Origin of the sequence: Streptomyces sp. NPDC058469 (assembly GCF_042721125.1) — a bacterium.
Lineage (GTDB): Bacteria > Actinomycetota > Actinomycetes > Streptomycetales > Streptomycetaceae > Streptomyces.
In genome coordinates, this window is sequence record NZ_JBHXME010000012.1 from 89,842 (window position 1) to 103,982 (window position 14,141).

The following is a 14,141-nucleotide window of genomic DNA, read 5'->3' on the forward strand; positions in this document are numbered from 1 at the left end:
AATGTAACGCTTTGATGGCTTTTCTCCAGCGGTTTCTTGCTGCGGACTCGCTTGACAGTGACCAAATGGTGCCCCAACATGTGGCCACTGGTCAATAAGTGGTAAGCGAATTCGCCGGAGGTCCCATGTCCGAGTCCCGTGTCGGACCCGTCACCCGCACCGCCCGCGGCCCCCGCCGCACCGCCCGCCGTACCGTCGCCGCGTCGCTGATCGCGGTCACCGCGCTGCTGGCCGCAGCATGCACCACCGGCGGCGCCACGTCGAAGGCGGACACCGGCGCCGACGACACCACCCCGGTCACCATCACCTTCTGGCACGGTCTCAGCTCCCCGCACGAGATCGCCTCGGTCAACGCGGTGCTGGCCAAGTTCCACAAGAAGTACCCCTACATCACCGTCAAGGCCGTCGCCGCCCAGACCGACGACAAGGTCAACCAGGCCATCCGCGGCGGCACCGCCCCCGACGTGGCGTCCTCGTTCAACGCCGCGAACGTCGGCGGCTGGTGTTCCAGCGGGGCCTTCCAGGACCTCACCCCGGACATCAAGGCCGACCACGTGGACCTGAACCAGATCCCGAAGGCCGTCCAGTCGTACACGGCCTTCGACGGCAAGCGCTGCACGATGCCGTGGCTCGCCGACACCTTCGGCCTCTACTACAACAAGGAGCTGTTCGCGAAGGCCGGGATAACCTCCCCGCCCAAGACCATGTCCGAACTGGCGGCGGACGCAAAGAAGTTGACCACCTTCAACGCGGACGGCTCGATCAGGACCGCCGGGTTCATGCCCTACCTGGGCGCCTACGAGATGCTCACCGAGCATCTGGTCCCCAGCTGGGGCGGCAAGTGGCTCACCGCCGACGGTCAGTCCAACGTCGGCGGCGACCCCGCCTTCGCACAGGCGCTGACCTGGCAGAAGCAGCTCTTCGACTGGTTCGGCGCGAAGAAGCTGGTCACGTTCAAGGCGGGCATGGGGGACGAGTTCTCCGCCCAGAACGCCTTCGAGACCGGCAAGTTGGCCATGATGGTCGACGGCGAGTGGCGCAACGCGTTCATCAAGAACGACAAGTCCACCGTCGACTACGGCACCGCTGCGATGCCGGCCGCCGAAGGCAAGTCCCAGCTGTACGGTGCCGGTTACGTCGGCGGCAACGTGATCGGCATGCCGCGCGGCGCCGAACATCCGGGCGCCGCCTGGAAGTTGATCAAATTCCTCACCACCGACACCGACGCGCTGACCACACTGGCCGACGGGATCGGCAACGTCCCCACCACCACGGCGGCACTCGACTCGCCCTCGCTGGGCCTCTCCAAGGACCCGCACTTCGCGCCGTTCCTGGAGGTCTTCAAGAACCCGCTCACCGCCACCACTCCGGCCAGTAGCGACGGCGGCGCCTATCTCACCAACTTCGGTCACTTCGTGGAGAAGTGGCAGAGCGGCGGCGTACCCGACCTGAAGGCAGGGCTGGCCGCCGTCGACAAGCAGAACAACGCCGCCCTAAAGCTGGGGCAGTGACGTCATGGCCACCCACCAGGTCACCCAACTCCCGCTCACCACAGCCCCGTTGAAAGCGCGGCTGCGCCGCAACCGGCTGCGCGTCCTGCTCTTCCTGGCCCCCGGTCTGGTCGGCTTCGCCGTTTTCCTCGTCTACCCCCTGGTGATGACGGTCTGGCTGTCCTTCACCAACTCGAACATGATCTCCCAGGCCCAGTTCGTGGGGCTCCGCAACTACCGCTACCTGCTCGACGGCGACCCGCTGATCTGGCACGCCGTCCGCAACACCGCCTGGCTGGTGGTGATCATGGTCCCGGCGCAGGTGCTCTTCGCCCTCGGCGTGGCCATGGTCACCGCCCGGCTCAAGGCCGGGGCGAGCCTGTTCCGCACCCTGTTCTATCTGCCCGCGCTGGCCCCGCCGGTCGCCGCGACCGTCGCCTTCGTCTGCATGTTCAACCCCAACTCCGGCCCGGTGAACCGGATTCTGGGCCTGCTGGGCATCCACGGCCCGCTCTGGTTCAACTCGCCGGACTGGTCCAAACCGGCCCTGACCCTGCTCGCCCTGTGGGGCAGCGGCACGATGATGGTCATCTTCCTGGCGGCACTCCTTGAGGTACCCGCCGAACTGTACGAGGCCGCCGAACTGGACGGCGCCGGTCCCTGGCACCGCTTCCGCTACGTCACGCTGCCGACGATCTCACCGGTCGTGCTGTTCGCGACCGTCACCGGGGTCATCGCCGGACTCCAGTACTTCACCCAGGCGATGGTCGCCTCGCAGGTCGCGAACGGCAACATCCAGCCCCTGCCCGGCTATCCGGACGGCTCCACCCTCACCTTCCCGCAACAGCTCTACATCGCCGGCTTCAACCAGTTCCACGCGGGCTACGCCTGCGCGCTGGCCGTGGTGCTCTTCGTGGTGGCGATGGCCTTCACCGTCGTCCTGCTCCGCCGCGCCTCCGGCTTCGACATCGAGGAGTCACCGCGATGACGTACCGCTTCGTCCATCGGGAAGTCGCCACGACCGCACAGGACTTGGCCACCGAGGAGACGCCACGATGACGACCACCTACGCCCCGGCACCCGCCCACCAGACCCGCGCCGCCTCGCCCCACCGTGCCGCGCGCGGCCGGGCCGGTCGCCGCAGGACCCTGATCTGGATCGCCGAACACGCCGTCGCCGTCGGCCTGGCCTGCGCCTTCATCGGCCCGATCGTGTTCATCTTCCTGACCTCGGTCATGACCGACGGCCAGTCCCTCACCGCCAGCCTGTGGCCCCACCACTGGCAGTGGTCCAACTACCGCACGGTCTTCAGCACGGCCCCGATCGGCACCTGGCTCGCCAACACGGTGATCTACGCCGTCGCCGCCACCGCCGCGACACTGCTGTCCAGCGTCCCCATCGCGTACGCGCTGGCACGGCTGCGCTTCAAGGGGCGCAACGTGGCCTTCCTCTGCGTCATCACCATGATGATGCTGCCGCCCCAAGTCCTCGTCATCCCCATGTACTTGATGTGGGCCAGGTTCCATCTCACCGGCACCATCTGGCCGTTGGTGCTCCCGTCCCTGTTCGGGGACGCCTTCTCGGTGTTCCTGCTGCGCCAGTTCCTGCTCACCGTCCCCGAGGACTACCTCAACGCGGCCCGCATCGACGGCTGCGGCGAACTCAGGGTCCTCACGCGGGTGGTGCTGCCGATGATGCGCCCGGCGCTCGTCGCCGTCGGGCTCTTCTCCTTCTTCAACGCCTGGAACGACTACTACGGCCCACTCATCTACACCGGCGAGACGCCCGCCCACTGGACCCTTGCCCTGGGCCTGGCGACCTTCAAGACCTCCCATGCAGTGCAGTGGAACCTCACCATGGCGGCGACCCTCATCGCGATGGCGCCGGTGATCATCGTCTTCTTCTTCGCGCAAAAGGCCTTCATCGAGGGCGTCACACTGACAGGAGTCAAAGGTTGAAGATCACCGTTGTCGGTGGCGGATCCACGTACACCCCCGAACTGATCGACGGATTCGCCCGGTTGGGACTGCCCGTCACCGAGATCGCCCTGGTGGACCCCGACCCGGAGCGGCTCGATGTCATCGCCCCGTTCGCGCGCCGCATCCTGGCCCGCCAGGGCAGTTCCGCGAAAATCACCACCACCGACGACCCGGACGCGGGCATCGACGGCACCGACGCCGTCCTCTTCCAGCTCCGCATCGGCGGCCAGGCCGCCCGGCACGTCGACGAGACCTTCCCGCACGAGTGCGGCTGCATCGGTCAAGAGACCACCGGCGCCGGGGGGTTCGCCAAGGCGCTGCGCACCGTCCCGGTCGTCCTCGACCTCGCCGAACGGGTCGCCAAGCGCGCTCCGAACGCCTGGATCGTCGACTTCACCAACCCGGTCGGCATCGTCACCCGCGCCCTTCTCGACGCCGGTCACAAGGCGGTCGGCCTCTGCAACGTCGCCATCGGCTTCCAGCGCACCTTCGCCGACTGGCTCGGCGTCGACCACGAGCGCGTCGCCCTGGACCACGTCGGCCTCAACCACCTCACCTGGGAACGGGCGGTGAGGCTCGACGGCGCGGACGTCCTGCCGCGCATCTTCGACGAACACGGCCAGGCCCTCGCGGACCGGCTGCGCATGCCACTGGACGTGGTCCGCCGATTGGGCGTGGTCCCTTCGTACTACCTGCGCTACTACTACGCCCACGACGAGGTCCTCCGCGAGCAGCTGAGCGAACCCTCCCGCGCCCAGCAAGTGGCGGAGATGGAGGGCGACTTGCTCAAGATGTACGCCGACCCGGCCCTGACGGAGAAGCCCGCCCTCCTCGACAAGCGCGGCGGCGCCTACTACTCCGAGGCCGCCGTGCAGCTGGTGCACGCCCTCACCGCCGACACCGGTGACGTCCGCGTCGCCAACGTCCGCAACAACGGCACCTTGCCCTTCCTCCCCGACGACGCCGTCATCGAGGTCCCGTCCCGCATCGACGCCCAGGGTGCAACTCCCTTGCCCGTCACCGCCGTAGAACCCCTCTTCGCCGGACTCATCGCGCATGTGACGGCCTACGAGGAACTGGCCCTGGAAGCAGCCCTGCACGGCGGAGTCGACCGGGTCGCGACGGCGTTGCTGGCGCATCCCCTCATCGGTCAGGTCAAGGTCGCCGAGGAGTTGGCGGCGAAGCTCGTCGCCGCCAACAGCCAACACCTGTGGTGGGCCTGATGAAGACAGGCCTGCTCCTGGCCGTCGACGGCGGCAACTCCAAGACGGACGTTGCCGTGTTGACGACGGACGGGGCGATCCTGGGCCGCGCGCGGGGCGGCGGATTCCGCCCGCAGGCGGTCGGCGTCGACGCGGCGATGGACGTACTGGCCGAGTTGCGAGCCGAGGCGATGGCGGCGGCGGGCGTGGCGGCCGACATCGAGGTGGACGGCATCACGGCCTTTCTCGCCGGGGCCGATCTGCCGTACGAGATCGAGGCGTTGCGCGAGGCCGTCGGCGCCCGCCGCTGGGCGGTCACCCAGCGCGTCGACAACGACTCCTACGCCGTCCTGCGGGCCGGCGCCAGCCGCCCCTGGGGCGTCGGCGTGGTCTGCGGCACCGGCATCAACTGCGTCGGCGTGGCCCCCGACGGCCGCACCACCGGCTTCACCGCGCTGGGCCGGATCTCGGGCGACTGGGGCGGCGGCATCGACGTAGGCACGTCGGCGCTGTGGCACGCGGCACGGGCGGAGGACGGCCGCGGCCCGCGAACGGCCCTTCGCAGGGCGGTGATCGACCACTTCGCCCTCCCCACGGTCGCCGACGTCACCGCCGCCCTGCACAACGGTGACGTACCCGCACTCCGCCTCAGCGAACTCTGCCCGGCGGTCTTCGCGGCCCGCGACGTGGGCGACGAGATCGCGACGGAACTGGTGGAACGCCTGGCGGCAGAGATCGCGAGAATGGCGGTCACGGTCCTGTGCCGCCTCCAACTCGCCGTCGCCCCCGAGCCCGAAGTGGTCCTCGGCGGAAGCGTGTTGGCCGCCGGCCACAAGGCCCTCCTGGACGACGTCGAACACCACCTCACCGAGGCGGTGCCGGGGGTCCGGCCGGTGGTGTGCGCGGACCCGCCGTTGCTCGGCGCGGCTCTGGCCGCTCTGGACTTGCATCCGCGATCGGACATCGGGGCCGAGGCCCGGTTGCGTGCGGGGTTTCGGGGGAGCGGCGGGGCGTGATCGGTTCGACTGGACGGGGCTCGGCACTACGTGGTGCCGGGAGTCCGTCCCGTTGCCCCCTTGCTGCCCTGGATCTCCAGCCGCGACCGGCCGGGGTTCGGGGGAGCGGCGGCCCATGATCCCCTGGGACCGCCCAGCCCCCCACTACGCCCGCGGTCCGAGCCGCATCGCATACCCCGCATGGTGCAGCTCCTCGCCCCGGAACTCGCCGAACGCCCAGAAACCGAGGTCGTCCAGGTAGTCGATGCGGTCGCCGTCGATCCAGTAGCGGCCCTCGTAGGCGTGCGGGCGGCCGCCGCGGGTCTCGTCGTAGCGGCCGGCGGGCGTCAACTCCTGGTGCAGGAAGTCGTTGTTGTCGATCCAGACGCCGACGCGCGGGCTGCCGCTCAGGTCCTGGGCGGCCGGGATGCCCGCCTCGGGCGCGGTGGCGCGGCCGGGGGCGTTCGTGCCGGACCAGAGGACCGGCTTGCCGGCGGCCACCAGGGCGCGGACCTCCTCCGGGCGGGTCAGCAGCGTGGCCAGCGCGCCCGCCACGTCCGGGGCGAGTGCGTCGGGTACGACGAGCAGGTCTCCCGTGTTCCCCGGTGTCAGCGTCGCGACGTACTCCGAGCGGTGGCCGCGTCCGCCGGCCAGGGCGATCGCGTCCACCACCGCCGGGACCACGGTCATGCCGGTGCAGTCGACGACGATGGCGTTGTCGTCCCCCGCAGCCGTGATGATGCCCGGGCCGACGCCCACCAGCAGGGCGCCGACGAGCAGGACGTCGGCGCCGCGCAGGGTTCCGATCAGGGGGTCCATCGTCAGGACCCGGGCGTTGGTGAACAGGACGGGGCGGCCCGCGTCGTTCGAGACGATCTCGTCGAGGGCCTTGCTGTTCCAGGTCACGGTCACGGTGTCCGTGTGGGTGGCGCTCATCGCCTGCTCCTCGGGTGAAGGTGAACGGGTGCTGCTTCGCGGCAAGCCTGGTCGCGTCCGAGGAGCGCAACCAGGCTGCCGTTCACCCAGGTGTCAGGCACCCACCCTGCATCCTCCCGGCACCCACCCTGGCCTCAGCCCGCGGCGGCCGTGAGCGCTCCGAGCGCGCTGGCCTGCGTACGCCAGTCGGTCTGGTTCGGGCTGGTGCCGGCCCAGCGTTCACCGAGGGCGTTGAGGGAGGTGCGGTCCTGCGCCCACAGGGTGTCGGCCTGTTTCTGGATGTAGTTCTGGTAGGTGGTGGAGCCGGTGGCCTTCGCGAGGTCGGCGAAGTTCCGCATGAAGATGCCCTTGAACTGTTTCTGGTTGTCGTCGCAGGACGCCGAGCCGACGTCGCAGGACTCGGTGAGCACCCCGCCGGAGGTCAGCGTCGGACTGCTGATCGCCGCGTCCGCCAGCTTCCGCGCCGTGGCCAGCATCGAGCTGTCGCCGGTCGTCCTCCACAGTTCCGTGAAGGCGCCGATGGCCAGGCCCTGGTTGTAACTCCACACGGTGGAACCGTTGTTGGCGCAGGACGAGGAGAGCCCGTCGTTCACCAGACCCGAGGAGTTGATCATCCCGCTGGCCTTGTACCAGGCGGCCGACGTTTTCGCCCGCTGGAGCCAGACCGTGTCACCCGCGATGCGCTGGTGCAGCGCGGTGGTCAGCCACAGGTACTGCCCGTTCGTCACCGCGTTCTTGTAGGTCCGCTCACGGTCCCACCACACGCCGCCGCCACAGGTGCCGGTGTCCCAGTACTGCTGGACGTAATTGGCGATGGTGACAGCCTCGTTGAGGTAGCGCGCGTCGTGCGTGTAGTCGTACGCGTCGATCCACGCGATCGCCCACCAGCCCGAGTCGTCGATCGCCCGGCTGATGAAGTCGCCCTCGATCGCGTCCGAACTCCGCGTCCCGGCCGCGAAGACGCCCTTGTTCTGGTCGAAGGTGCGGGCGATGACCCAGTCGTAGTCGTGCGTGCCGGTCGTCTTCGCGAAGTCGATGACGGAGGTGAGGGTGGCCGCCGAGTTCCACCAACTGCTGGGCCACCAGCCGTTGTAGGGGTCGTACGACGTCATCAGCGTGTCCGCCGCCGCTCGTGCCCTGGTCGGCACGGGCCGGTACCACGCCGTGCAGCTGCCCTCGTTGTGGCTCGCCTCCCGGCCGCACGCGCGGACCGCCCCGCCGTAGAGGAGGCCGCGCGGATCGCGGGCGGCGTACATCGCGGTGCGGGTCGTGGTCGCTCCGGACGGGGTGCTCGTACGGCCGAGGGAGGAGCCGTCCGGCCAGGTCGAGCCGCCGTCCCAGGAACGGTCCAGCCAGATCTCGTCACCCGCGCCACCGGTGTCGATGCTCGCCCAGGCCATCGAGTTCTTCTGGTCCACGTGCAGCCGAATGGCGCGGCCGTACAAGGTGGTTGAGGGCACCGGCTGGTCGTCGCCCGCCGCCTGGCCCGCGCTCGTGCCGTCGCACACGGTGTCGCAGACCGTGGGGTAGACCCAGTTCGTGCAGCCGACGCCGGCCGCGTCGCCGCAGGCGCGGACGAGGCCGCGCTTGTGGTTGCGCGGGTCGGTGATGTTGTACATCAGCGTCCTGGTGCCGGTCCACGTGCTCGGGATGCTCGCCTTGCCGAGCAGGCCGTCCCAGGTGGCGCCGCCGTCCCAGGAACGGTCCAGCCACACCGCGTCGCCGGTCGTGCCGTTGTCGATGCTGGCCCACGCCATGTCGTCCGCGTCGGACACATGGAGCTGGACGCGCCGGCCGTTGAGTGTCTTGTCCGGCACTGGAAACGTTTCCTGTCGTGCCTGCGACGGGTCGAGCGTGTCGCAGGCCAGGACGCACACCTGGGTGGCGGCGGACGCCGGCGTCGCGGCCGGGACCAGCGCCACGAACGCGAGAGCGGCCGTCAGCAGAAAGCTGAGGAACCGTGGTCTGACAACGATGTCGAAGCTGCGTAGGGACACCGGAACTCGCCTCGATTTCACGATGGGGGACGCCGGTCGGCGGGCGCGGCTGGGGCCCACGGCTCGCACCGGGCCGAGCGGAGCGTGAATGGATTCAGTGCTGGATTAATGGTCCATACCTGTACCCGTCTTCGAGGCAGTGAACCGGCTTGGTGCGACCCTGTCAATGCCGCAAGGCGCGGTTGTTCCAGAGGAGTTGAGGCGCGAGTCGATGGTTGACGCGATGGGTTGACACCCGCTTTTCGGGCGCCCATCATCGGTGCGAACTTCGGCGAGTCATCTCGCACACCTGCTGTCGCTTCCTTTCCAGGCCTCACCGGTCGATCTTTTTGAATCGATTCAGTCACCGGTCGGGCGAGGTGAGCAGCTGGTTCCCCACCGATCCGGGAGGTACTCATGCGCCGCCGACGGCCACCGCTGAACCGAAAGCCCGGACCGGGGCGCCTGGTCGGGCTCACCATGGTGGTCGCCGCCGCGCTGGCCGTGGCTCCCGCGTCGTCCGCCGGCGCGGCGCCCCCCTCGGCCGGAGACGCGTCGGCGACCGTAACGCCCGCTCCCAAGGCGGCACTTGACGCCGTGAACTACTCGCCGACCTCGCGCACCCTCAAGCCGACCGCCGTCTACCGGACGTCCGGCAGCGTCGCGAACCCGCAGAACGTCCTCAACGGACAGGCGACACGGATCACCGGCTCGCAGTCGGCCGTCACGCTCGACTTCGGGAAAGAAGTCGGCGGATTGGTAACGTTGTCATTCGGCGGCACCAGCTCCAGCGACCAACGCGTCGGCCTGGCCTTCAGTGAGTCGTCCCTGTACGTGGGCAACAACAGCGACCGCAGCAGCGGCCGCGACGGCGAGGACGGCGCGCTCTACGCCACGCCCTCCGCCAACGGCACCTACACGATGCCAACCGCCCAACTCCGGGGCGGATTCCGCTACTTGACGGTCTTCCTCGACAGCTCGGGCTGGGTGGACCTCAACGGTGTCAGCCTCAACTTCACCGCGGCACCGGGGAAGTCCAACCCGGCCGACTACCCCAACTACTTCACCTCAAGCGACGACCTGCTCAACCGCATCTGGTACGCCGGGGCGTACACCGTGCAGTTGAACACCATCGCCTCCAACCAGGGCCGCGCCTGGCCCCCGCCCTCCTCGGCCTGGGACAACAGCGCCACCGTCGGCGTGGGTGACTCCGTCCTGGTCGACGGGGCGAAGCGCGACCGTACGGTGTGGCCCGGCGACATGGGCATCGCCGTCCCCACGCAGTACGCGTACTCGAACGACCTCACCTCGACCCGCAACGCGCTCACCACCATGTACAACGCGCAGTCGGCCGCGGGTGAAATCCCTTGGTCCGGGCCGCCGTTCAACCTCACCGGCTCGGACACGTACCACACGTGGACCCTGCTGGGGACGTCCACGTACTACACGTACACCGCCGACCGGTCGTGGCTGGACTCCGAATGGTCCAACTACAAGCGGGGGATGGCCTTCATCACCAACAAGATCGACGGCAACAACCTGCTCAACGTGACCCGCACCCAGGACTGGGCCCGGGTCGGCCAGGGCGGCGAGAACATCTCCGCCAACGCGCTCCTGTACGGCGCCCTCAAGGGCGGCGCCGCACTCGCCACGGTCGAGGGCGACAGCGCGCTCGCCGCGAGCTGGAACAGCAAGGCCGCCGCGATCAGGTCCGCGGCCAACTCCCTGCTGTGGGACGCCTCGAAGGGCATGTACAAGGACAACCCGAGCAGCGGGCTGTACCCGCAGGACGGCAACTCCCTTGCCGTCTGGTACGGGTTGAGCGACTCCACCGCCAAGTCGAAGAGCATCATCACGGGGCTGGGCAACAACTGGGGCATCTACGGCCCGACCACCCCGGAGTGGGGCGGCAACGTCTCGCCGTTCGCCGGCGGCATGGAGTTGAACGCCCGCTTCACCGCCAACGACGACTTCACCGCCCTGGACCAGATCCGCCGCACCTGGGGCCACATGCTCGACAGCGACATCGGCACCAAGAGCACGTTCTGGGAGGGCATCCAGTCCGACGGCGGCCTCGCGTACGGCGGTTCGTTCATGAGCCTGGCCCACGGCTGGTCCACGGCGCCCACCTCCACGCTCACCTTCGACGTGCTCGGCACCGCACCCGAGTCGGCGACCGGCGCCTACCGCTTCGTCCCGCACCCCGGCGACCTGACCAGTGCCCAGGGCCGCATCACCATGCCCCAGGGCGCCATCAACGCCTCCTGGTCCCGCGACCCGTCGGCCGGCACCTACTCGGCCACCCTCTCCAGCCCCTCCGGCAGCAGCGGCCGTATCGGCGTCCCGAAGCTCGGCGGCGACATCACCGTGACCGTGAACGGCACCGTCGTATGGCAGAACGGAGCCTTCACGCCCACCTCCGGCATCACCGGCGGGAGCCAGGACGACACCTACGTCTACCTCACCGGCGTCGCCCCCGGCAGCTACACCGTCTCCGCCACCGGCCTCGGCAATCCGTCGGCACCCACCCAGCCCGGCACCGGTGCCCTGCGCGCGGGCTACACCCGGTGCGCGGGCGAGGCCGGCACCTGCTCCTTCAGCGGCACCCGCTCGGTGGCCTACGGCGCCGGGACGTACACGTACAAGACGGTGACCAGCAGCACCGCCTGCTCCAACGACTCCTTCGGCGGCGACCCGGCGGCCAACCTCGTCAAGTCCTGCTACGTCGCCGACGTGGGCGGCCCGCCCGGATACACCGCCTGCGCGGCCGAGAACGGCACCTGCGCCGTGCCCGGCTACAACCGTGACGTCGCTTACGGCGCCAACGGCAACTTCGTCCACCAGGTCACCAACGGCTCCGTCGCCTGCTCCAACGCCCACTTCGGCGATCCCATCGACGGCGTCGCCAAGTCCTGCTATCTGCCGCCCGCAGGCGCCCCGGCCGGTGGCTGGACCAAGTGCGCCGACCAGAACGGCACTTGTGCGGCCGCCGCGGGACAGCCGGTGATGTACGGCGCCTACGGGGCGTTCGCCACGGCCACCGCCACCGGCGACACCGCGTGCACCGACGCCACGTTCGGCGACCCGATCTCCGGTGAGTCGAAGGCCTGTTACACCGCGACCGGCGGACCGGTCGGCTACGCCACCAACTGCTCGGCGGAAGGCGGCACTTGTGGCTTCAGCGGACAGCAGACCGTCGCCTACGGTGCCCGGGGCCGTTTCCTCTACAAGGCGTTCACCGGCTCCGCCGCCTGCACGACGGCCGCCGTCGGCACCGACCCGCTGCCCGGCGTGAGCAAGTCCTGCTACCTCACGTCCTGACCGGCCCGACACCTCCGGCAGCCTCCACTCCCCGCGTGATCGGAGGCTGCCGGATCACGCGGCTACTGGTCTTCGTCCTGCGCGGTCAGGGCGAAGGCCAGCAGCGCGGTCGTGGTGAAGTCCAGCGAGGGCTCCACCGTCTGCCAGGCGCCCACGTCGTCCACGTAGCGCGAGCCCTTGCCGTCGAAGTCGGTCCAGGCTCCGGTCGGCGGGGCGGCGGTGCACTTCGTCATGGTGGGGAAGCTGTTCAACTCCGCCAGTTTGTCCGCCGCGTTGGGGCCGTTGACCACCGCGCCCCGCAGGATCGCGCCCTTCCCGTCGTGGCTGCCGCGGAGGTTGGCCAACTGGTGTTCCGGGCAGTGCGGGTAGACCTCACCCGCGCCGATCACGAAGCTGGTGCCCCACGGGTTGGCGCCGAGGGCCCAGCCCCGCTGCCGGCCGGCGAACGCGTCGTAGCGGGTGTCCCCGGTGGCCTTGGTGTAGAGGCGGGCGGTGGCCACCAGACCGAAGGTGTGCGGTACGGCGTCGAAGTCGTCGTAGACCGCACCGGCGCCGAACGGGTCGTGACCGGCGTGATCGACACCCTCCTCCAGCTGGCGGCGCAGGTCCTTGTTCAGGTCCTCGGCCCCGACGCCGTTGCTGCGGGCGCCGTCCAGGGCGGTGGTCAGGTCGACGTGGGCCAGGGCGCTGACGTCCGCGACGTTGAGGGTGCCCTTGACGTCGGAGCCCAGGTAGGCCTTGGCCCAGTGGGCCGCCTCGCCGGTCCAGTCGCCCTCCCGGTCGTCTCCCAATTGCCGTGCGGCCAGGGCGAGTTCGGCACCAGCGAACTCCATGTCGTCCTGCCAGGAGTCCTCGGGGTAGAAGGCGCTCGGGAAGGCGGTGACGAGCGGCTTGTCGGGGTCGTGGTCGGTGTCGGCCAGGCCGTAGACGGCGGCGGCCTTGTCCAGCCACTCCTGGGCCTGGTCCGGGTCACTGTCGGCCGTGCGCTGCGCGGCGAGGGCGAACACCGCGGCCACCCGTCCCGCGAGACTCGGAGTGATCGGCTCGCCCGGCTTGTTCGCGCGGAACACCGGCCGGTGCTTGATCGTGTAGTCCGGGTCACCGGGCGACACATCGAGCCGGTCATCGGCCTCCGGCAGCCGCCACACGTCGTGATCCGTCCGTACGGCGTCGTTGCCCGCGCCGATGCCGACCTGGGCGTAGAGCGTCTCGCTGTCGCCGTCCCACATCTTGTCCACCCACTCCAGCCCGTGCCCGGCCTCGGCGGACAGCGTTTTCATGTCCGGCAAGTCCCGCTCGGCGAGCAGGAGTTCGGCGGTCGAGTAGGAGGTGGTGCCGGTGAACTTGAGGAAGTCGCCCGCGTCGAACCAGCCGCCCGCGACATCGACCGTGGCGCCGGTCGGGGTCAGCCGTTCGTCGAGCAGCTCGTTGCCCTCCTCGTCGTAGTGCGGATCGGCGTAGACGGTCGCGTGCTCGTCGGCGAGATGGGAGGGCCCGTGGGACAAGGTGCCGGGAACCACGTCGGCTCCGTCGCGCTGCGCCTGAAGGAAGCGGACGTTGTCCCGGACGAGCGGGGTCATCAGCTCGCTCGCGTCGGCGATCCGGAAGGCGGGGGAGCGGCCGGCTGCGGTGCCGGACAGGACGACGCGATAGGTGCCGGGCGTGTTCAGCGCGGAGAGGTCGACGGTCCGTACGGAGGGAAACCTGGCGTTCCAGTGGCCGGTGACGGCACCGAGCCTGCCCGCCGTGACCACCTTGTCCTTCGCGTCCACGACCTTGAAGCGCGCCCCCGCGAGCGCCTTCGAGGGTCCCATGACGTACGCCTGTTTCGGCTCGCCGCGCACATAGCCGACCTGGTCGACCCGGACGGCCACTTCGGGAGCGGACGGTGTGGAGGCCGTGCCGTGCGCATTCAGGCCGACGAGCACGGCGCCGATGCTCACGGCAGTGGTGGTGACCAGCAGGACAGGCCTGCGCGATGCGTTCATGCGCCCACGGTGCCGGGACCTTCATGAGATGAGGATGAGGACGTCTGGGGTGCGTCCATGGGGAGCCGGAGTTCGGCGAGCAGGCCGCCGCCGGGAGCGTCCGTGAGGCGGGCCGTGCCGTCATGCAGGCCGGCGACCCAGCGGACGATGGCGAGGCCCGCGCCCGTGCCCGGGGTGGCCTCCGAACCGCCGGTGACACCGCGTGCGAAGACGCGTTCCCGGTCCGCGAGGGTCAGAAACGGCCGTCCTGGCAG

Annotated in this window: 10 protein-coding genes; 6 read left to right on the forward strand and 4 right to left on the reverse strand. The window is 69.7% G+C overall.

The genetic code is table 11. The features are described 5' to 3' along the window. Positions 1–125 precede the first annotated feature (125 nt). The 5 genes from ACFWP5_RS09520 (at position 126) to ACFWP5_RS09540 (ending at position 5,687) form a co-directional block, all read left to right on the forward strand. Complete coding sequence (locus ACFWP5_RS09520) at positions 126–1,511, forward strand: ABC transporter substrate-binding protein (RefSeq protein WP_384152836.1); 1,386 nt, start codon at positions 126–128, stop codon at positions 1,509–1,511. Positions 1,512–1,515: 4 nt separating this feature from the next. After that, a complete protein-coding gene (locus ACFWP5_RS09525; protein ID WP_384152838.1) occupies positions 1,516–2,478 on the forward strand; it encodes a carbohydrate ABC transporter permease in 963 nt (320 codons plus the stop codon). A 67-nt stretch (positions 2,479–2,545) separates the two neighbouring features. Continuing rightward, positions 2,546–3,448, forward strand: coding sequence for a carbohydrate ABC transporter permease (locus ACFWP5_RS09530; RefSeq protein ID WP_384152841.1), 903 nt, complete (start codon positions 2,546–2,548; stop codon positions 3,446–3,448). After that, positions 3,445–4,692, forward strand: a complete 1,248-nt coding sequence (locus ACFWP5_RS09535; protein WP_384152844.1) for a 6-phospho-beta-glucosidase — start codon at positions 3,445–3,447, stop codon at positions 4,690–4,692. The genes ACFWP5_RS09530 and ACFWP5_RS09535 overlap by 4 nt, the downstream gene beginning before the upstream one ends. After that, on the forward strand, positions 4,692–5,687 hold the full coding sequence (locus tag ACFWP5_RS09540) for an N-acetylglucosamine kinase (RefSeq protein WP_384152846.1): 996 nt from the start codon (positions 4,692–4,694) through the stop codon (positions 5,685–5,687). Before ACFWP5_RS09535 ends, ACFWP5_RS09540 begins: the two co-directional genes overlap by 1 nt. A gap of 144 nt (positions 5,688–5,831) precedes the next feature. Here the strand turns inward: ACFWP5_RS09540 and ACFWP5_RS09545 are convergent, their stop codons facing one another. Beyond that, positions 5,832–6,602 (reverse strand): Atu4866 domain-containing protein, encoded by a 771-nt coding sequence (locus tag ACFWP5_RS09545; RefSeq protein ID WP_384152849.1) that lies wholly within the window; start codon positions 6,600–6,602, stop codon positions 5,832–5,834. A 134-nt stretch (positions 6,603–6,736) separates the two neighbouring features. Beyond that, the gene (locus tag ACFWP5_RS09550; RefSeq protein WP_384152852.1) at positions 6,737–8,599 is read right to left on the reverse strand and encodes a glycoside hydrolase family 76 protein; all 1,863 of its coding nucleotides are present in this window, start codon (positions 8,597–8,599) and stop codon (positions 6,737–6,739) included. A 396-nt stretch (positions 8,600–8,995) separates the two neighbouring features. On the opposite strand from ACFWP5_RS09550, the gene ACFWP5_RS09555 reads away from it, so the two are divergent. Next, a complete protein-coding gene (locus ACFWP5_RS09555) occupies positions 8,996–11,899 on the forward strand; it encodes a trehalase family glycosidase (protein ID WP_384152855.1) in 2,904 nt (967 codons plus the stop codon). A gap of 62 nt (positions 11,900–11,961) precedes the next feature. On the opposite strand, the gene ACFWP5_RS09560 is transcribed toward ACFWP5_RS09555, so the two are convergent. Together ACFWP5_RS09560 and ACFWP5_RS09565 are read right to left on the reverse strand one after the other, a co-directional pair. Further along, positions 11,962–13,887 (reverse strand): glycoside hydrolase family 9 protein, encoded by a 1,926-nt coding sequence (locus ACFWP5_RS09560; protein ID WP_384152858.1) that lies wholly within the window; start codon positions 13,885–13,887, stop codon positions 11,962–11,964. Continuing rightward, positions 13,884–14,141 (reverse strand): sensor histidine kinase (locus ACFWP5_RS09565; protein WP_384152861.1); only part of this gene is annotated, 258 nt, incomplete at its 5' end. The genes ACFWP5_RS09560 and ACFWP5_RS09565, both read right to left, overlap by 4 nt.